At 35.8% G+C, this 20,664-nt stretch carries 14 protein-coding genes; 7 read left to right on the top strand and 7 right to left on the bottom strand.

Annotated elements, in window-relative coordinates:
- Positions 1 to 9: 9 nt before the first annotated feature.
- Genes K7G79_RS09530 through K7G79_RS09520 form a run of 3 tightly spaced genes read left to right on the top strand, consistent with a single transcriptional unit; the run spans position 10 to position 6,031 of the window.
- Positions 10 to 1,335: a TolC family protein gene (locus tag K7G79_RS09530; protein WP_223551350.1), complete on the top strand. Its 1,326-nt coding sequence runs from the start codon at positions 10 to 12 to the stop codon at positions 1,333 to 1,335.
- Between the two features lie 2 nt (positions 1,336 to 1,337).
- A complete protein-coding gene (locus K7G79_RS09525; RefSeq protein WP_223551349.1) occupies positions 1,338 to 2,504 on the top strand; it encodes an efflux RND transporter periplasmic adaptor subunit in 1,167 nt (388 codons plus the stop codon).
- A 14-nt stretch (positions 2,505 to 2,518) separates the two neighbouring features.
- Positions 2,519 to 6,031 carry an efflux RND transporter permease subunit gene (locus K7G79_RS09520; protein WP_223551348.1) on the top strand — a complete coding sequence of 1,171 codons (3,513 nt, stop codon included), beginning with the start codon at positions 2,519 to 2,521 and terminating at the stop codon, positions 6,029 to 6,031.
- A gap of 63 nt (positions 6,032 to 6,094) precedes the next feature.
- Here K7G79_RS09520 and K7G79_RS09515 read toward each other — a convergent pair whose 3' ends face one another.
- Positions 6,095 to 8,674: an alpha/beta hydrolase gene (locus tag K7G79_RS09515; protein WP_223551347.1), complete on the bottom strand. Its 2,580-nt coding sequence runs from the start codon at positions 8,672 to 8,674 to the stop codon at positions 6,095 to 6,097.
- 171 nt (positions 8,675 to 8,845) lie between these two features.
- Between K7G79_RS09515 and aspS the strand changes: the two genes are divergently transcribed.
- Genes aspS through K7G79_RS09495 form a run of 4 tightly spaced genes read left to right on the top strand, consistent with a single transcriptional unit; the run spans position 8,846 to position 13,404 of the window.
- The gene (gene aspS, locus K7G79_RS09510; protein ID WP_223551346.1) at positions 8,846 to 10,600 is read left to right on the top strand and encodes an aspartate--tRNA ligase; all 1,755 of its coding nucleotides are present in this window, start codon (positions 8,846 to 8,848) and stop codon (positions 10,598 to 10,600) included.
- A 59-nt stretch (positions 10,601 to 10,659) separates the two neighbouring features.
- Positions 10,660 to 11,373 carry a DUF6503 family protein gene (locus tag K7G79_RS09505; protein ID WP_223551345.1) on the top strand — a complete coding sequence of 238 codons (714 nt, stop codon included), beginning with the start codon at positions 10,660 to 10,662 and terminating at the stop codon, positions 11,371 to 11,373.
- Between the two features lie 2 nt (positions 11,374 to 11,375).
- A complete protein-coding gene (locus K7G79_RS09500) occupies positions 11,376 to 13,157 on the top strand; it encodes a chloride channel protein (protein ID WP_223551344.1) in 1,782 nt (593 codons plus the stop codon).
- Between the two features lie 10 nt (positions 13,158 to 13,167).
- Entirely contained in the window at positions 13,168 to 13,404 is a 237-nt protein-coding gene (locus K7G79_RS09495) for a hypothetical protein (protein WP_223551343.1), read from the top strand.
- Positions 13,405 to 13,446: 42 nt separating this feature from the next.
- Here the strand turns inward: K7G79_RS09495 and K7G79_RS09490 are convergent, their stop codons facing one another.
- From K7G79_RS09490 to K7G79_RS09465, 6 genes are all read right to left on the bottom strand, one after another.
- Positions 13,447 to 13,896, bottom strand: coding sequence for a nucleoside deaminase (locus K7G79_RS09490; protein ID WP_223551342.1), 450 nt, complete (start codon positions 13,894 to 13,896; stop codon positions 13,447 to 13,449).
- Between the two features lie 207 nt (positions 13,897 to 14,103).
- Positions 14,104 to 15,534: a TolC family protein gene (locus K7G79_RS09485; RefSeq protein ID WP_223551341.1), complete on the bottom strand. Its 1,431-nt coding sequence runs from the start codon at positions 15,532 to 15,534 to the stop codon at positions 14,104 to 14,106.
- A gap of 281 nt (positions 15,535 to 15,815) precedes the next feature.
- Positions 15,816 to 15,968 (bottom strand): hypothetical protein, encoded by a 153-nt coding sequence (locus K7G79_RS14800; protein WP_370634204.1) that lies wholly within the window; start codon positions 15,966 to 15,968, stop codon positions 15,816 to 15,818.
- Positions 15,969 to 16,001: 33 nt separating this feature from the next.
- Positions 16,002 to 18,461, bottom strand: a complete 2,460-nt coding sequence (locus tag K7G79_RS09475; protein ID WP_223551340.1) for an ABC transporter permease — start codon at positions 18,459 to 18,461, stop codon at positions 16,002 to 16,004.
- 51 nt (positions 18,462 to 18,512) lie between these two features.
- The gene (locus tag K7G79_RS09470) at positions 18,513 to 19,190 is read right to left on the bottom strand and encodes an ABC transporter ATP-binding protein (protein ID WP_223551339.1); all 678 of its coding nucleotides are present in this window, start codon (positions 19,188 to 19,190) and stop codon (positions 18,513 to 18,515) included.
- Between the two features lie 94 nt (positions 19,191 to 19,284).
- Positions 19,285 to 20,535, bottom strand: a complete 1,251-nt coding sequence (locus tag K7G79_RS09465) for an efflux RND transporter periplasmic adaptor subunit (RefSeq protein ID WP_223551338.1) — start codon at positions 20,533 to 20,535, stop codon at positions 19,285 to 19,287.
- Positions 20,536 to 20,664: the final 129 nt, after the last annotated feature.

Here is a 20,664-nt window from a genome sequence, read left to right as displayed (position 1 = left end):
ATAAAAAAAATGAAAAACCGATTGATTATTATTTTCGGATTACTAATTACAGTACATACCTACGCCCAAGAAAATTACAGTTTCTCCTTACAAGAAGCTATAAATTACGCCTTAAAAAATAATACCAACATCAAAAATGCCGACCTCAGCATTCTTGCAGCAAAACAGCAGGTTTGGGAAACTACGGCTCGCGGATTGCCTCAAATAAATGGAACTATTGATTACTCCATAAACATCAAAACACCTTTTGATATAGACATGTTCCCAGAGGACAGCCCATTTAGGTTTATGTTTCCAAAGCATAATTTGACACCTGCAGTAACTTTAAACCAGTTACTCTTTGACGGTGGTTATATAGTAGGGTTACAATCCAACAAAGTGTTTTTGGAAATTTCCCAAAACGCCAAGGATAAAACCTCAAACGAAGTAGAAAACATGGTTGTTAACGCATACAATAATGCCCTCTTAACTAAAGAAAGCATAGAAATAACCAAAAGCAACATTAATGTCCTTAAGACTAACTTATATGAGACCACTAAAATATATGAAAATGGTCTAACCGAAGAGGAAAATGTTGAACAACTGCAATTAACATTATCTAGCTTAGAAATTAATCTTAAAAATTTAGAAACCTTATACGATATATCGAAAGGCTATGTAAAAATTCTGCTAGGTTTAGACCCAAACATATCAATAGAACTTACAGATTCTTTAGAGGATTTAATAACGGAAAATATTTCGTTAGACCTTATTAGTAATACTTACTCTATCGAAAATATCATAGACTATAAAATTGCTGCAAATGAATCGGTTAGTAAAAGCTTGCAATATAAACTTGAAAAATCTGAACAATTACCTAAGCTTAACGCATTTGTATCCTCTAGCTATCTAGGCTATAGTAATTCCTTTTCTAATTATTTTAAACCTGAGCAAGACTGGCTATTTACAACTGTAGGAGGCTTTAAATTAACCGTTCCCGTTTTTAGCTCCTTTGCGGGTAAAGCCAGACGGCAAAGAGCCAAAATTGAATGGGACAAAGCAAAAAACAACTTGTCGCTCACCGAGCAGAAGTTAGAAATCGACTATAAAAATGCTAAAAGTGAATATACTTTAGCCATAGACACCTATGCAAACAAGAAAAAAAACTTGGCCTTAGCTGAGAAAATAGAAAGAAAGAACACTGTTAAGTATAAAGAGGGTGTCGCTAGTAGCTTTGATTTAAGACAAGCCCAAATGCAGCTTTACACCAGTCAGCAAGAATATTTGCAATCCATTATAGACGTTATCAATAAAAAGGCAGCATTAACTAACTTATTAAATTTAAACAATAAATAATCATGAAATATATATACATAACTCTCTTAAGCACCATTATTTTATCGTCTTGTGGAGACACTAGTAAAAAATCGGTTGAAGACATTATTGCTTCTAAAGACAAAACTGCTATTGAAACTAAACGAACTGAATTAAAACAACAACAACAACAGATAGCTACAGATTTAGAAAAAATAGAAGCTGAATTAGATAAACTTAACAATAAAAAAGTATTGCCACTGATTACCACTATAACAATTGAAAAAGTAGAATTTAATCACTTTCTAGAAGTTCAAGGCAGCGTAAAAACAAAACAAAACATTTTATTATATCCAGAGTTTGCTGGTACATTAACACACGTTTATGTAAAAGAAGGTCAAAAAGTAAATAAAGGACAAACTTTAGCAAAAATTGATGATGGAGGTTTAGGTCGGCAACTATCTCAAGCTAAAACACAGGAGGCCTTAGCTAAAACAACTTATGAACGCCAAAAACGTTTATGGGAGCAAAAAATTGGTTCAGAAATTCAGTTTTTACAAGCCGAAACTACATATAAAGCAGCGCAGGATGTTGTAAAACAATTACAATCTCAATTGGAAAAAACTTTTGTAAAGGCACCTTTCTCAGGTATTATTGACGATGTTATTACCGAACAAGGAAGTGTTGTGGCTCCAGGACAATCTCCTCTATTAAGAATTGTTAATTTAAACAATATGTACATTGAGGCAGAAGTCCCAGAAACACATTTGCCAAATGTAACAAAAGGCAAAAAAGTAGAAGTTAGCTTTCCGGTTTTAGGAAAAACAATTATAACCTCTATTCGTCAAGTTGGAAATTTTATAAATCCAAATAACAGAGCTTTTAAAATCGAAGTAGGTGTGCCAAATAAAGATGGTGATATCAAACCTAATTTAACCAGTAAACTTAAAATTAACGATTACACAAATCCTAAAGCAATACTAATCCCTCAAAATATCATTTCAGAGAACAGTTTAGGTGAGCAATATGTTTTTGTAGTTGATGGCAGTGGTGAAAATAATATTGGTAAAGCTAAAAAAGTTATTATTACTACCGGTAAGACGCAAGGCGATTTTATTGAAGTCCTAACGGGTTTAAATGCTGGAAATTTTGTAATTAAAGATGGTGCAAGAAGCGTTCAAGATGAGCAAGAAGTTGAGATTTCAAACTAAAAAACCAAAGACTAATGAGCAAGTTATATAAAGAATTTAAACCCTCATCGTGGGCTATAAACAATAAAACGGTTATTTATGTAATTGTGGCCATCTTCCTCTTCATGGGAATTTCAGCCTACTTTAGTTTACCTCGCGAAAGCTTTCCAGAAGTAAAAGAAACCAAAATATACATTAGCACACCTTATCCAGGGAATACGGCAGAAGACATTGAAAAACTTATAGTGGATCCGCTTGAAGACCGCATAAAGAATATAAGCAATGTTACCGAAGTACTTTCAACATCACAAGAAGACTACGGAATGATTATCGTTGAATTTGATGAAAATATTACCGTTGAAGCTGCTAGACAAAAAGTAAAAGATGAAGTAGACAGTGAAAAAGCATCTGAAGATTGGCCAACTTTTAATGGTGCCAAAGTAGAACCCAATGTTTTTGATCTTAATTTCTCCGAAGAAATGCCCATTCTAAATATTAATTTAACTGGTGACTATCCGGTTGACAAGCTAAAGGCATTTGCAGAAATTCTTCAAGACGATATTGAAGATTTAGAAGAAATTAAAGCTGCCGATATACGAGGGGCCCAAGAAAAAGAAGTTGAAATAGCAGTAGACATCTACAAAATGATGGCGGCCAAAGTAAGCTTTAACGATGTTATTTCTGCCATTCAAAATGGCAATATAACCATGAGCGGTGGCAATCTTATTGTAAGTGGTCAACGTAGAACCGTTAGGGTAATTGGTGAAATAGACAACCCAAAACAACTCGAAAATTTTGTAGTAAAATCAGATAATGGAGCTGTATACCTGCGTGATATTGCAACAGTCTCTTTTATTGATGAAGATCACACCACTTTTGCCCGTGATTTTGGAAAAAATGTAGTGATGCTAGATGTAAAAAAACGCGCTGGAAAAAATATGGTAGCCGCAACAGAAGCCATTTACAAAATCATAAAAACATCGCAAGAAACAAATGCTATTCCAAAGGATGTAAAAATAACCGCAGCTAACGACCAGTCACAAATTACCTTAAATCAAGTTGATGATCTAGTAAACAACATCATTTTTGGGATTATACTAGTAACAACCGTTTTAATGTTTTTCCTTGGGTTTAGAAACGCCCTGTTCGTTGGTTTCGCCATACCTATGTCCATGGTCATGGCATTTATGATTGTACAAATTTTAGGCTACACCATGAATACCATGATTCTTTTTGGATTAATCATGGGATTAGGTATGTTGGTTGACAATGGTATCGTGTTAGTAGAAAACGTTTATCGTTTAATGGAAGACGAAGGCATGAACCGTATAGAGGCGGCCAAAAAAGGGATTGGTGAAATTGCCATGCCAATAATTATTTCAACCCTAACAACGGTTGCAGCATTTATTCCATTGGGGATGTGGCCAGGTATGATGGGAGAATTCATGATTTATTTCCCCATTACATTATCCATAGTTTTAGGGTCTTCGTTGTTTGTAGCCGTTTTTATCAACTCTGTTATGGTTTCACAATTTATGAAAATTGAAGAAGAAGAAATGCCAATAAAGAACTTAATAAAAATCACTATTGTATTTGTAGTACTAGGACTAATTATCTATTTTATTGGTGGCAAATATCACGGTCTAGGTACATTACTCATCTTTAGTTCAGTATTACTTTGGGGCTATAAATATATTATAAAAGGATTAACACATACTTTTAAAGACCAATTTTTACCACGATTAGAAAACCTATATGAAAAACAATTAAGAAATGCTTTAAGAGGAAAAATGCCTTATGTATATGTTGGAGGAACTGTACTTATTCTTATCATTTCATTTATGGCTTTCGGGATGTCCATTGCCAGCCAAAGAACCAACATTGAATTTTTTCCAGACAACACACCCAAACAAATTGTAGTGTATATTGAATACCCTGAAGGAACAGCCATTGAAAAAACCAATAAGATTACCAAGGACATAGAGAACAGGGTTTACAGTATTATAAGAAGCGAGAAATACACAAACTCTAATGACGATAGTAAAAATTTCTTGGTAGAATCTGTGGTATCCCAAGTAGGCGAAGGTGCCGGAAACCCGTTTACCGATGGTGGCTCTGCTGCAGAAATGCCCAACAGAGGTAAAATTACTGCCACTATGCGTGAGTTTAAATTTAGAAGGGATGCTAACAACAATATTATTGATAGTGAAGAATTGCGTAAAGACATTCAAAGCGCTTTAAAAGGTATTTATCCAGGGGTATCCATATCGGTTGAAAAAGATCCCGTAGGTCCACCAACGGGTTATCCTATAAATATAGAAATTGAAGGCCAGGATTATAATCAATTAATTACAGTTGCAGAAAACATCAAAAAGTTTATTGACAGTAAAAATGTACCAGGTATTGACCAATTAAAAATTGATGTAAACCGTGGAAAACCTGTAACCAGAGTAGATATTGACCGTGAAAAGGCTGGAGAATTAGGCGTTTCTGCAGGTCAAGTAGGTCAACAACTGCGTAACTCAATATTTGGAGCAAAAGCAGGCGTTTATAAAAAAGATGGCGAAGATTACGATATTAATGTTCGTTTTAATGAAGACATTAGGTACAACACCAGTGCCCTTTTTAATCAAAACATTATTTTTAGGGATCAAGCCACGGGAAAATTAAAAGAAGTCCCTATTTCTGCAGTTGCAAAAGTGGTAAACACCTCATCTTTCAGCTCTATAAAGCACCGTGATTATAAACGTGTAGTCACCGTTTATTCAGCATTGGCACCTGGCTATATTGATGCCAATGTTATAGTTGACCAGATTAAAACCGAAATGGAATCGTATAGCGATACGTATGGCATACTTCCCAGTGATATTAAAATTGATTATACAGGACAACTGGAAGAACAAGCCAAAGAACAGGCTTTCTTAAACAAAGCACTTTTAGCTGGCTTGGGCCTAATTATGCTAATTTTAGTTTTCCAATTTGGCTCTGTTTCTAAACCCTCGATAATTATGGGAGCCATTTTTTTAAGTTTTGCAGGGGTATTCTTAGGTTTGGTCATAACAGGTTGGTCTTTTGTAATCATGATGACCATGATGGGTATTATATCCTTAGCTGGAATTGTTGTAAACAATGGTGTTGTGTTGCTTGACTATACACAATTATTGATAGATAGAAAACGTGCCACAATGGACAATATTGATGTTGCCGAACGCTTACCCGTTGAAGACATTAAGGAGGCCATTGTAAAAGGTGGTAAAGCACGTTTAAGACCAGTATTGTTAACAGCCATCACCACCGTTTTTGGGTTAATTCCATTAGCTATTGGGTTTAATATTGATTTCTTTTCATTGTTCAACAACTTTGACCCAAATATTTATATAGGTGGAGATAATGTTATTTTCTGGGGACCCTTAGCATGGACTGTTATTTTTGGGTTAATATTTGCCACATTTTTGACCCTAATTATAGTGCCAGTATTATTCTTTTTAGTCAATAAACTAAAGCGAAAAATCTTTTTAAGAAGGCAAATTTCGAGCACATCCTTTTAGGAATTAACAAACCCCCAGAGTTATTACGTCTCTGGGGGTTTTATATTATTAAATATTATTTTTTTACTTCCACTCAAAATCGCCACGTTCTATAGACCAATCATTCCCAAAGAACCCAGCACATTTTACGGCACGCATACCTTCGGTCAAAACAGAATCATCAAATAATAAAACATCTGGAAAAGTAGTACCGTTCACCAAATAATGGTTCATATAGGCCGCTTTCATGCCTTTACTTCCGGTAGCGGTTACAACGCCAACACTTGCTTTATCACTATCTTTTCTTGGCACTATAAAATACATACCCCATTGGTTACCAAATACCATTTTTCCGTTAAAATTAACCCCGTAATCCTTTACTTGTATTGGACAATCTTTTAAAAGTACATCCCAAGCGGCATTGTTATCGGCATTGCCGTATAAAACGACATTGCGATTGGGATATTTTTTCAAGGAAAAATCAATATCTCTAACTACTTCAATATGACCATTGGCTCTGTACCAAAAAGTTTCTGCATCAAATCGAGCACGATTATAATACCATTCATTTTCAGTATCAGAACCTTTTGTAGCGTAAACAAATACAACATTATTTCTAAAAGCATCTTTAAACCCTCCATTTCTATGTGGTCCTTTCTCTTTTAAAGATGGTGCAGGAACAGTCTTCCATAAACCATTCTCTTTTTTAAAAAACAATCTTTCTTTTTTGGTGAGTTTGAATTGACTATCATCAATGAGGAGCCCTTCAATCTTATGGTTTAATTTTTCAAAATCAACTTCAATCACAGAAACATTATTAGTTTTTATACTATACTGATCCTCTTTTGAAAACGTAAACGAACTCACTTGAAAAGGTTGTTCTTGCTGATGAATGGTAATAAAATGCGATGTTGCTGATACCCCTGGTGAACCCGTATAAAACTCAAGGGTATTAAGGTCTTGGTCGTTAGGTATGGTACGAGCCTTAAAAAGGTTAAAAATAGGCTCCCAATCCATACTGTGATTGCCGTACCAATGCTCACCCCCGGGATATTCATAATAGGTAAAATCGGGATGAAACTTACCCAAACGCTCTCGCATATCCTGTGCCAAATAGGTGGGTACTACATTATCCTTTTCACCATGTAATATATAAACACCATGATGCAAATAGTTACGCATAAGTTTTAATGTTCGGCTTGGGGTACCTGCACGTTCAATCATAGTTTCTACAGGGGTCTTAATATAGTCTATTTTCAAACGTTCAATTACTTTAGGTGTCATACCAAAACGCAACAATCGCTCTTCGTCTCCTTCAAGCATGCGTTTTAAAAAACTATCCCTATACAACAACAAATCTGGATATCCGGCACAAGGTGCAATGGCCGCAAAATAATCTGGATAAGTCGCGCCTAAATACCAGGTACCATGGCCACCCATAGAATGCCCCGTTAAATAAATTTTACTTGGGTTTGGTGTATAAATAGATTTTGCATCAGCCAGTACTTCCAAAGCATCCAATCGGCCCCAATCTTCCCAAGCAAATCCAAACGGACGTCTATTGGTTGGTGCAATAATATTTCCCCAGTCCTTTTTTGTGTAAGCATTGGCCTGATTCACTGCTTCAACCGATGCTCCATGGACCGATAAAAATAAAGCCCCTTTTTCGAGTTTTTTATTACTGGATGGAGCCACAGAGTAGTATTGCACACTGCCATCAATATGGCTAAGTAATGTACGTTTATGGTGCTCGTACTTGGACTTCACCTCAATGGAAATCTCCTTTGAATCGACTACTTGTGTATTACCATCAATCAATTCTAGTTTTAAATCTTGTTTGCCTTGCAAATTATTATCAGTTACTCCAGCCATTTTAAACGGCACTTTTAAGACACTCATTGGCGGAATATCAATAACATGGTGTTCCAATGGTGTATTATTAACCAATGCTTTTACCCGATGGTTTTTAACCCAGTAATCGGTAGCATTTATAACCCTAATGGCTCCTAAATATTCTTTATCTTCTTCTACTAAAAGATCAGGCAATGTTACATCCCTAATAGTAAATTGCACACCCTGTTGTGGTTCTATTAATCGTGCACGAAGCCTAGGAAAACGACCTACTTTCAAAACAAAAGTATTAGTCCCTTTCTTTAATTTTAATGGAATTAAATTCCATCCAAAATCGTAATGATCACCTTCATGGGGCAATCCGTTAATTAACACCAACGAATGACCCGAAGCTTCAAAAAGCACAATACGCTCGCTAGTGGATTCATAATTCAAATACACATAACTAGATCGTAAATTTTCATTATTAAACGTGTTGGTGGAATCTACAACAATTGTTTCCCAAGTCATGGTGTTCCCCAAAAAATCAATATCAAAAACATCATCCTTTTTAGGCCTGTAATAAGGTTCCATTAAAAATTTACTGTAAACTGGATCTTTTGGAAAAGACGATGAATTAAACTCAAAACTTTGGACTTTTAAGGCCAAGGCTTTTTTAAAAACATGCAACAATTCCCCTTCTTCAATGGTATTGACTTTTTCTTTACCAAAATATTCAACAATATTCCCTGTTTTTTGTTGGGCAGTTAGAACAGTCGATATGAACATTGCCACCAAAACCATTCCCAATACTTTAATATGTGCTAACTTCATGAGTGCTTCCTTTAATTTTTGATAAAATTAATTTTTTAATTTTATTTAAAACCATTATTTCTACCAGCGACAACCAATAAAGCACAAATAACTTTTTTAATCCTTAAAAAAGAACCTTAAATAACGCTATCTAGATAGTAATTCTTTAAATTTGCACATCAATTTCAAACCATGTATAGAAGTCATAATTGCGGCGAATTAAACGCTTTAAATATAAATGAGGCAGTTACCCTAGCTGGGTGGGTACAAAAATCAAGAGACAAAGGATTTATTATTTGGGTCGATTTACGGGATCGTTACGGGATTACCCAATTGGTTTTTGATGAAGAACGTACTTCAAAAACAGTAATGGAACAAGCCCAAAACCTGGGTCGTGAATTTGTTATTCAGATTAAAGGAAAAGTTATTGAACGAGCTTCAAAAAACCCGAATATCCCTACTGGAGATATTGAGGTTTTGGTTGAAGAACTTAACATTTTGAACGAAGCCATTTTACCGCCTTTTACAATTGAAGACAAAACCGATGGCGGTGAGGAATTACGTATGAAATACCGTTATTTGGACATTCGTCGAAATCCTGTAAAACAAAGTTTAATTTTTAGGCACAGAGTAACACAAGAAGTCCGTAATTACCTTTCAAAAGAAGGTTTTATAGAGGTTGAAACACCTTATTTAATAAAATCTACACCAGAGGGCGCACGGGACTTTGTAGTGCCTTCACGCATGAATGCTGGCGAGTTTTACGCTTTACCACAATCGCCGCAAACCTTTAAGCAATTGCTAATGGTTGGCGGCATGGATAAATACTTCCAGATTGTAAAATGCTTTAGGGATGAAGATCTACGTGCAGACAGACAGCCTGAGTTTACCCAAATAGATTGTGAAATGGCTTTTATTGAGCAGGAAGATATTTTAAATGCCTTTGAAGGTTTAACACGACATTTGCTTAAGGAAATTAACGGTGTTGACATTCAAAAGTTTCCACGTATAACTTACGATGAAGCTATGCAGCGCTACGGAAACGACAAACCAGACATCCGTTTTGGTATGACCTTTGGAGAGCTAAATGCCGTGGCACAGCACAAGGATTTTGGCGTGTTCAACAATGCCGAACTGGTTGTTGGTATCGCCGTTCCTGGAGGCAATAGCTATACAAGAAAAGAAATAGATCAATTAATTGATTGGGTAAAGCGTCCTCAAATAGGGGCTTTGGGCATGGTATATTGTCGCTGTAACGAGGATGGCTCTTATAAATCGTCTGTTGATAAATTCTACGACCAAGATGATTTGGCTAAATGGGCAGAAATCACAGGTGCCAAACCGGGTGATTTAATTTGTATACTCTCAGGTGACACCCATAAAGTACGTACCCAATTAAGTGCCCTGCGCATGGAATTAGCAGAGCGTTTAGGCTTACGTAAACCCGATGAATTTGCACCACTTTGGGTTATGGACTTCCCTTTACTGGAATGGGATGAGGAAACCAAACGCTACCACGCCATGCACCACCCGTTTACTTCACCAAAACCCGGACAAATTGAATTGCTGAAAACAGATCCAAGCGCAGTTAAGGCAAATGCTTACGATTTAGTTCTTAATGGTAACGAAATTGGTGGTGGTTCCATAAGAATACATGACAAAGCCACACAATCCTTAATGTTCGATTACCTAGGATTTACACCAGAAGAAGCTAAGGCTCAATTCGGATTTTTAATGGATGCATTTCAATATGGCGCGCCGCCACATGGTGGTCTGGCCTTTGGATTGGATAGATTGGTAGCGATTTTGGGCGGACAGGAGACCATTCGTGATTTTATCGCATTTCCAAAAAATAATGCTGGGCGTGATGTTATGATCGATGCACCTGCTCCTATTGATGATGATCAACTTGAAGAGCTAAGTTTAAAACTTAGCTTAAAATCATAATTTCAAATCCTGCATAGCGCAGGATTTTTTATTACTTTTAAATGATTAATCTATTACAGGTGAAAAATCTACTTCTTGTTACTGCATTATTATTTTCATCATACACCTATAGCCAAAATCTTATTGGTAAACAGCTATTGGAAAAGGCGGTTCAATACCACGACCCCAATGACAATTGGAAAACATTTAATGGGCACTTGTCCATCACTATGGAAATTCCCAATAAACCTAATAGGGATAGTGCTATTTTTATTGATCTGCCAAATCAATTCTTTTCAGTAAAATCAACTATTGAAGATAACACTTCAGAATATATTATAAATAAAGACAGTATTACTATTGTTTTTAACGGGAATAAAAATCCTTCAGAAGACATTTTAAAACAGAACAATTTAAGCAAGGCCAGGGCATCGCTCTATAAAAACTATTACACTTATTTATATGGGTTGCCAATGAAATTGAACAACCCGGGCACCATAATACACGATACAGTTGAAGAGAAAACGTTTAAAGGCAAAACCTATTGGGTTTTAAAAGCTACTTATGAGAAAGAAGTGGGGAAAGACACTTGGTATTTTTACTTTGATAAGCACGCTTATAATATGGAAGTCTATCAATTTTACCATGATGAATCCAAAAATGATGGTGAATATATTTTACTAAGTGGTGAAGAAACTATTAACGATATAAAAATGCCAAAAATTAGAGCCTGGTACAGAAATAAAGATGGAAAGCATTTAGGCACTGATATTTTAAAATCTTCTAAACAATAACAATGACCTTTAAAAGTTTATTGCGTCAATTTTTAATTTGGAAATACAAACATATTTCCGAGCAACAATTCATTTACGCTTTAAGTATTTTGGTAGGTTTTTTAGCGGGTATTGGTACTGTATCCTTAAAAAACTTAACCCACTCTATAAGATTACTTTTTGAACTGGATTTTTTTAAGGATTACCAAAGCTCAATGTATTTTATTTTCCCAATAATAGGGTTGTTATTGGTTTATATTATTAAACAAACTTGGTTAAAAAAACACATTGGGCATGGCATTTCTACAACACTACATGCCATCTCAAAACTCAATGGTATAATTCCCAGATACAATATCTATGCGGCTTTAATTACAGCACCATTAACAGTAGGTTTTGGTGGATCGGTAGGACTCCAAGGGCCGGCAGTAAGTGTTGGGGCTGCTTTAGGTTCTAACACCGCCCGGTTGTTTCATATGAACACAAAAACCCGAATGCTATTAATAGGCTGTGCAGCAGCAGGAGCAATGGCATCCATGTTTAAAGCGCCCATTGCCGCTATCATTTTTGCCGTAGAAATATTTAGCTTGGATATTGCTTTTGGCTCTTTGGTCCCCCTGTTACTCGCTTCAGTTTCGGCAGTGATAACCTCTTATTTCTTTTTGGGAACAGATGTTCTACTACGGTTTGAGCTTATTGATCAATTTGAAATTAACGACATTGCCTTCTACATTGTTTTAGGATTGGTTACTGCTTTGGCATCAGTCTATTTTTCAAAAATATTTTTTGCTATTACCAATTTCTTTAAGCAATTTGAAAGCCGGGCAAAACGCTTGTTAATTGGCGGACTTGCCATTGGCACCATGCTTTATGTTATTCCTCCGCTTTATGGTGAAGGATATGGTATAATGAACAACCTTTTAAAAGGTGATCACTTGGCCGCCATTGGCACTACTCCTTTTAATTTAGACCTTTCCAATATCTGGATAGTAATAGCCTTGTTACTTGGCATATCAGTTTTTAAAGCCATTGCCATGACTACTACATTTGGCGCAGGTGGTGTTGGAGGCGTATTTATTCCCACACTGGTTATGGGCAGTGCTTTAGGTAATGCCTTTGCTAAAATTATCAATAACATTGGATTCGATTTTCATGTGTCTGAATCCAATTTTACACTTATTGGCATGACAGGTCTTATGGCCGGGGTTCTGCATGCCCCTTTGACTGCCATATTCCTTATTGCAGAAATTACCGGTGGCTATGAATTATTTGTCCCTCTAATGTTGGTTTCTGCCATTTCGTTTGCCATTACAAAATACTATGTGTCACATTCTATATACACATTGAAATTGGCCGAACGCGGTGAATTAATCACCCATAATAAAGATCAAAATGTGCTAATGGTTTTGGATATTGACAAAGTAATTGAAACCAATTTTATTATTTTAAAGCCAGACATGACTTTAGGCGAAATATTAAAAAAGGCCGTTGCAAAATCCTCCAGAAACCACTTCCCTGTGGTCAATGACAAGCATGAATTCCTAGGCGTTATTAGGTTAGATGATATAAGACACATGATGTTTGATGCAAATCTTTATGACAAGGTAGACGCCTCTAGTTTAATGCATGCTGATTATGGTATTATTGATTACGACCATGATTCAATGAACGATATTATGGAACAATTTAAAACTACTGGCGCATGGAACTTGCCTGTAATTAAAGATGGTAAATATTACGGTTACATATCAAAATCGAAACTATTAACGGCGTACCGTAGACAATTGATTAACTTCACACAATAATCATATTATCATGAAGTATTTTATATTCATCTTTTTTTTAGCATCGATTGGCAGTATTCTTTTTGGTTATTTTTTTGCTTCAGAATATGCCCAAAAATATATTGGTTTCGGTGTTATAGGTTTGTTTTTAGTGGTATTTCCTTTGTTTGGCTATTACCGTTGGAAAGACAAAAATTTAAAAGACTATATGCTCACTAAAGAAAATCTAGATAAGATGAGAGAAAGCCAAAAGGAAAAAAAGTATTGATTTTCTATGCAAGAACCCGATACGGGTTCAGACTGATATAGATTAATTCAAATTTCGTTTTTCAATAAAAAAACGCTTTAAAAGTGAACTCGCTTCTTGTTCCAAAACACCGCCTTGCATCACTGTTTTAGGATGGAGTTTTGTTTTTAAATGGATACACCCACGCTCTAAGTCCCTAGCGCCATACACAATTTTCGATATTTGGCTCCAATATAAAGCACCGGCACACATTTGACAGGGTTCTAAAGTAACGTATAACGTACAGTTTTGAAGATACTTGCCCCCTAAAAAATTGGCAGCGGCCGTAATGGCCTGCATTTCGGCATGGGCTGTAACGTCGTTAAGGGTTTCGGTAAGGTTATGCCCTCGGGCTATAATTTTATTGTCAATAACGATGACCGCCCCAACAGGAATCTCGCCCCTATCGAAAGCCAGTTCGGCTTCCTGCAAGGCCTTTTTCATGAAATAGGTATCGTCAAATGGTTCTAGCATAGAAACAAAAATACAATTTCAAAGCTAATAACCTGTATTCAATTTTAAAACACTAAAAATCAATTTTGTCTCTTCGAGCGGAGTCGAAAGCTAAAGGTTCTCAAATTTCTCGTAAGTCTCCTGGACCAGACACCTTTACTAAGATACTAATAATAAAAACTCAGCATGACTCCCATTAATCAACTCAGGTCAACATTAAGAACGAATTTATGTCGTTTGATAATATAGCCCCCGGTAGTAGTCTAAAATTTTAATACGCAATACATACTCGTACCTGGCATTGTTCAAGTTTATTAAGGCCGATTCCATATTGTTTTTACTGGTAATATATTCTACGATATTTGATACACCATTATTAAACCGCACTTCGTTTATGCGATACGATTCCTTAAACGCTGTGACCTGATCCAATAAAACCTTGTATTTATTAAGGGCATATTCCATGTCGTTATAGGCCTGTTGTATGGCTTGTTTTAAGAGTAACTTTGTGTTTTCTAGTTCCAGTTGCGATTCCTCTAATGCAATTTTTTGTAACTGTACTGCATTTTTTGTTCTAAACCCATTGAACAACGGCACACGGACGGCAACACCAACGACCGAATTCAAGTTATTATTGAATTGATCTTCATAACTAATTTTATTACCTAAAAACTGAGACTGATTTTGAAGTACGGGATAATCCTGACCGTTAATTGTTACAAAATCGCCTGTTTCTACTGTGCTGTTACCTGTTTCAGTGAACGTTTCCGCAAGGCTTGAATAATTCGTGTTTAATTGTCCGAACAAAGTAATCTCAGGATAATAATCCGCTTTTGCCACTTTTATACCAGTGTCGGCAGCATCTATTCGAAATTGCTTCGATTTAAACGTTGCTAAATTTTGCAGGGCATCATTAAAAACATCGGTCGCTGACAGGGTATATTCATCAGAAGTCAATAATTCGGAGATGTTTTCAAAATCCCTTTGGGTATCCAATTCCAAATTCAGTAATGTTTTAAAGCTCAATACCGTAGCTTTAAAATTATTTTCGGCGTTAGCCACATTAATCTTCTCCATAGCATATTGCCCTTTCATGTCGGTATAATCTACCGGGTTTCCTGTGCCTTGGTCATAATTGGTCTTTAAGCGCTTTAACTGAGCTTCGGTAGTGGTCAATCTCGATTTGGAAAGTTTCAACACATCACGATTGTTCAGTATTTGGATATAACCAATGGTAACTTGGAGAATTAGGTTTTGCTTGGTCTCTTCCAACTCCATTTCAGAAGCTTTCATATTAAACTTACTTTGCTTGATGCGGTTTAAGGCCCTAAAACCGTTAAAAATGGTTGCATTTAAGTTAACGCCCAGAGTTGAAAAGGTGAGCTCTTGATTGATATAACTGTTGGTAAAAGGATCTATACTTCTACCATCATTAACCCCAATGTTATAATTCGCATTAATGTTGGGCATTAATTGGTTAACCGATTGCTTATAGTTTATTACTGCCGATTTGGACTGCAGGCCAGAACGCTTTAAATCATTATTGTTTTCAAGAGCCAAGGCAATACAGTCTTCTAAAGTGAGTTGTGATTGGGCATGTACTGCACCGAAAAAAAACGTCCATACGACAAGACCTATCTTAATTATTTTTGTGTTCATTGTATTTTTAATTTTTTGCACATGACAAAAAGTACAGGTGTCATATTGAGCCTTTCGACTTCGCTCAAGATAAACTAAAGTCGAAATGCTATTGAAAGCCATATTCTAAAACCTTCGACTGCGCTCAGGCTGACATCCAATTACAATATTAATTTTTGTCATGTACTCAGGTTTTAATTACTAACAATCCTGCCATCCAACAGGTTAATAATTCGAGAGCTATAGGCCGCTTTTTGCTCAGAATGGGTGACCTGGATAATGGTGTAACCCTTCTTCTTCATTTAATGCTTTAAACACCTCCATATTTCCATGCCTTGTTTGGAGTTTAAATTCCCCGTGGGCTCATCGGCTAGGATAAGCTTAGGACTTGCAACTAATGCCCTGTTCCCTCTAGAGCTTGCCCAGTTAAATAAATCTTTTATTTGTAGTAGCATGTTTTATGTTTTTAAAATTGTTTTTGATGATTATTATTCATACTTTATTAATTTCACTGGGTTGATGTTAGAAGCTTGCCAACTTTTCCATATAATGGTTAGTAAAGCAATAGCAATTGTGAGTGTACACCCTAAAACTAATACCCAAATTGTTAATTCAATACGATAGGCATAATTATTCAACCATTCGTGCATGGCAAACCACACTATTGGTATGGCAATAAATATGGAAAACAATAGTATCTTTAAAAAGTAAATGGTAATTAGTTTTAATATTACCCAAGAAGAAGCACCTAAAGTTTTTCGAATTCCAATCTCTTTAAGACGTAATTTTATTGTATGAGTAGCTACCCCAAATAAACCCATGCAAGCAATAAGAATGGCTAATATGGTAAAATACCCTATAAGTGAAGCAAAGTTTTCATCTTCCCTATATTGCTTATTATACACCTCATCTAAAAACTCTATATCAGGTGGTGATTTTGTTAAATTTTCTACTTCTGTTTTTACAAATTGAACTGTGCTAGGCATATTAACAGATGAAATATCAGCAATCATAAAATATCGTTGTTGAGTTGATGTGTAAACCATTGGTAAAATAGGTTGGCTCAATGCGTTTAAATGAAAATCTTTCAATACTCCAATAACACGTATTTTGAGTTGTTTACCAAAGAAGAGAGACGTTCCTACAGCCCCTACTGGGTTTTCTAACCCTAACATATTAACCGCAGATTCATTTAGTACAATATTTTTTATACCCTCATCAGGGGTGCTATCAACTGAAATAAAATCACCTGCTCTGTTTTTTTCAAAGAAACGACCTTCAACAAGTTCTAACCCAAGTGTTTCTAAATAACCTTCATCTACAACTGTAAATGCTATATTGTAATCATTACCATTAAATGTTACCTCTCGAAAATGATGATTCTCACTATATTTTCCTGGAATAGCGTAGGAATAACTAAGGTTATTAATATTAGGGTTGGACAATAGTTTATTTTTTAAAACTTCAACTACTTTGTGGTTAAATTGATATGATTTTTTGTTAAATTGATATGAATTAAAAGGAAATACAAGTCTATGATTTGTTTTTAATCCTAAATCGGCATCTTTCATAAAGTTAATTTGATTTAGTATCGTAATGCTACCAACTATTAAAAAAATAGTAATCGCAAACTGAACAGCAAGGTTCATTTTTTTAAAACTTATTTTTTTGCCCGTACTAACAGGGAGTCCTTTAATTACAGCTACTGGTTTAAAAGAAGATAAATACAGGGCAGGAAATCCACCAGAAATTAAACTAATAAGAACAATACCTAGAAGCATAGAGGTGAAAATCCAAGGTTGAAGCAATTGACTTAAAGATATTTGAGTATGCATTAAGTTATTAAAAGTTGGTATAAAACTAGCTGTACAGAAAAATGCCAAGACCAATGCTATAATACATAGAATAACAACTTCGCCTAGAAACTGAACAATTATGTAAACTCTAGAAGCACCAACTACTTTTTTAATCCCTACTTCTTTGGCGCGTTCTAAAGATTTAGAACTATTAAGGTTAATAAAATTAATAATAGCAAGCAATAGCATAAAAATAGCAACAGCACTATAGGCTACTACTTTTTTACGATCACCTTGAACTGCGTAGCCGACATTTTCAACATTACGACTATTAAAATAAATATCGGTTAAAGGACGTAAGTGAAACTCTAGATCTGGATTGGCTTTTTTTAAGTTTTCGGGGCGATGTGCATCTATAACTTTTGATATTCTTTTTTCAAGTTGACTTATATCTTGTTTAGAATTTAACATTACATATGTTGGGAAAAGAGGTATTATCCAATTATCTGCCTTAAGACCAAGATCGACTATACCCTGATTTATAAATTCAAAATCACGAAGCATTGTAAACGGTATATGGAAATTAGAAACATCCTTTATAACTCCTGAAACAGTAAACAAATTATGTTCTTCATCAAAAATGGTTTCCCCTATGGGGTTTTGTAATCCAAACAAAGTTTCAGAGAGGCTTTCGGTTATCACTACCGTGTTTTTCTCTTTCAATGCCGTTTTAGGGTTTCCGAAAACAAACTCTACGGAAAATATATCGAAAAATTCCTGGTCTGCATGCAATCGTGAACTTGTTTCAAAATAATCTTTGGTCTTGTTGCTATTTATCTTGTATACTTTGGTATAGTCAGACATATGCCTAAATCTAACCACCTTTTCTATTTCAGGAAAGTTTTCTTCTAATAAAGGTTTTATAATAGTATATAATCCTGCCTTGTGTTTATTACCTTTTTGTACTAACTCCAGTCTATATATATTATCTGCATTTTCATGAAATTTATCGTAACTCGTTTCGTGAAATACCCAAAGCAGGATTAATAAAAATACGGTCAGACCCGCAGTCATCCCAAACAACTCAATAAACGAGGTAAGTGGTGACTTTATAAAATTTCGAAAGGCCAGTTTTATAAAATTATTAAACATGATTACGCGGGGTTTAGGCTATTGCCATTGGTTAACTATAAAATCGTTATTTTAAACCAAACTCACTTCGGTTACCTTTTGTCCATCGAGCATTCTAACAATACGGTGACTGTATTTGGCGTCATGCTCGCTATGGGTTACCATGATAATGGTAGCGCCCTGATCGTTTAATTCGGTTAAAAGTTCCATAACCTCATTACCGTTACTACTATCCAGGTTTCCGGTAGGCTCATCGGCTAGAATGAGTTTCGGATTGTTCACTACGGCTCTGGCAACCGCAACCCGTTGTTGCTGTCCTCCTGAAAGTTGCTGTGGAAAATGATTGCGCCGGTGCATTATTTGCATTTTTTCCAAAACCTCATGGACACGTTGTTTCCTGTCGGCCTTTTTCATGCCAAGGTATATGAGTGGTAGTTCCACATTTTCGAAAACCGTCAACTGATCGATAAGGTTAAAGCTTTGAAACACAAACCCAATGTTATGCTTGCGTAAATTGGCTCTTTTGCGTTCGTTATAGCGGGTAACATCTTCATCATTAAAAATAAAGCTGCCGCCGTCCAAATCGTCCAATAAGCCAATAATGTTCAAAAGGGTCGATTTGCCACATCCCGAAGGCCCCATCACGGCAATAAACTCGCCTTGTTTAACCTCAAACGAAAATTGGTTTAAGGCTATGGTCTTAATTTCTTCGGTACTATAGTACTTTTCTAGGTCTGTTACTTTTATCATTGTTTTATGTTTATTATTTGTCATTGCGAGGAACGAAGCAATCTATTAATTAAGGAGATTACTTCTCCCGAATACTCCGGATCGTAATGACGCCTTATTTTAATATTAATTCTTCCTTATCTCCAAAATTGTCATAACTAGAGGTAATAACCTTATCACCTGGTTTTAACCCTTCCAATACCTCATAGTATGTTGTGTTTTGACTGCCTAATTGAATGTTGATCCTATAAGCCATTTTTCCATCATCACTCAGCTTAAAAATCCAATTGCCTCCCGTTTGCTGGAAAAAGCCACCTTTAGATACCATAACCGCTTGTTTTTCTTCACTTAAAGTCAATCGGATCTGTAGGGACTGTCCACGCCTAATGCCTTCGGGGACGTCGCCCTCAAATTGCATATCGACTTGAAACCGTCCCGAAGTGACTTGGGTAAATACTTTTTTAATAATCAATTTGTAAGTCTCTCCATTAAACGTAAAGGTACCTACCTGACCTGTATAGATTCTTGAAATGTAATGCTCATCAACATCCACACGTATTTTATAGCCACTCAATACATCCAACTGTCCTAAACGATCCCCTTTATTTTTCGATTGACCAATTTCGGCATCCAAAGAAGTTAATTGGCCATCGGCTGGGGCACGTACAATAAGATCGCCCACTTTTTTACGCATCAATTCCAAAGCACTTTGGGTGCGCGCCAATAAACTTCTGGATTGATTGGCTTCCTGCTTAACCGATATAGAATCCTGTTGCAACACCTCTCTAGCCAATTCCATACGCTGCTTTTGATAAGTATAATTATTTTGGGATTCCTTAAACTCCTGACTACCGATAGCCTCTGCTTCAAACAGTTTTTTACTGAGCATATACTGGCGTTCAGCTTCTACAAGGGCATTTTCAACATCAGTCATTCGGTTGAGTTTATTAATGGTATTTTGTCGCGCCGCATTTTGGGAAATCTGCATCTGGGTAAGCAGGTTATACACCGAAGTTTCCTGATTGACCAAGCTCAATTCTAAATCGGTGTTGGAAAGCTTTAAAATAGGGTCGTTATGTTTCATAATGGCACCATCCTCAACAAATATTTCTTCAACAATACCGCCTTCCAAAGCATCCAAATAAAAAGTCGTAATAGGCAATACATTTCCCGTTACCGAAATGTTCTCCTGAAAAAGACCAGATTCAACATTACTAATTGAAATGCGCTCCACATCGACATTTAACCGAGATTTTCCACTGGTAGCAACAATTACAAAAACAATAAGCAAAACCAAAAGGCCTGCCCCTACAATCATGGTGATTTTCGACTTGTTAAACCTCTTTTTCTTTAAAGGGACATCCATCTTATAACATTTGTTTAACTAAATAGGAATAACTGTGCCATATGTGTAATTCATTAAAAAACAGCTATTTGCATAAAATTAAAAATAATAGAGTGTCCGATTTTGATACACTTTGTGTTCGATACAGGA

Origin of the sequence: Aestuariivivens sp. NBU2969, assembly GCF_019931125.1 — a bacterium.
Classification (GTDB): Bacteria; Bacteroidota; Bacteroidia; order Flavobacteriales; family Flavobacteriaceae; genus Aestuariivivens; species Aestuariivivens marinum.
This window is presented reverse-complemented; position numbering and strand designations above follow the sequence as displayed.

Coding starts and splice junctions, on each gene's coding strand:
- K7G79_RS09470 (WP_223551339.1), bottom strand. CDS start 19,190: ATGATAAAAGTAACAGACCTAGAAAAGTACTATAGTACCGAAGAAATT.
- K7G79_RS09485 (WP_223551341.1), bottom strand. CDS start 15,534: ATGAACACAAAAATAATTAAGATAGGTCTTGTCGTATGGACGTTTTTT.
- K7G79_RS09530 (WP_223551350.1), top strand. CDS start 10: ATGAAAAACCGATTGATTATTATTTTCGGATTACTAATTACAGTACAT.
- K7G79_RS09515 (WP_223551347.1), bottom strand. CDS start 8,674: ATGAAGTTAGCACATATTAAAGTATTGGGAATGGTTTTGGTGGCAATG.
- K7G79_RS09525 (WP_223551349.1), top strand. CDS start 1,338: ATGAAATATATATACATAACTCTCTTAAGCACCATTATTTTATCGTCT.
- K7G79_RS09465 (WP_223551338.1), bottom strand. CDS start 20,535: ATGGATGTCCCTTTAAAGAAAAAGAGGTTTAACAAGTCGAAAATCACC.
- K7G79_RS09490 (WP_223551342.1), bottom strand. CDS start 13,896: ATGCTAGAACCATTTGACGATACCTATTTCATGAAAAAGGCCTTGCAG.
- K7G79_RS09495 (WP_223551343.1), top strand. CDS start 13,168: ATGAAGTATTTTATATTCATCTTTTTTTTAGCATCGATTGGCAGTATT.
- K7G79_RS09475 (WP_223551340.1), bottom strand. CDS start 18,461: ATGTTTAATAATTTTATAAAACTGGCCTTTCGAAATTTTATAAAGTCA.
- K7G79_RS09520 (WP_223551348.1), top strand. CDS start 2,519: ATGAGCAAGTTATATAAAGAATTTAAACCCTCATCGTGGGCTATAAAC.
- K7G79_RS09500 (WP_223551344.1), top strand. CDS start 11,376: ATGACCTTTAAAAGTTTATTGCGTCAATTTTTAATTTGGAAATACAAA.
- K7G79_RS14800 (WP_370634204.1), bottom strand. CDS start 15,968: ATGCTACTACAAATAAAAGATTTATTTAACTGGGCAAGCTCTAGAGGG.
- aspS (WP_223551346.1), top strand. CDS start 8,846: ATGTATAGAAGTCATAATTGCGGCGAATTAAACGCTTTAAATATAAAT.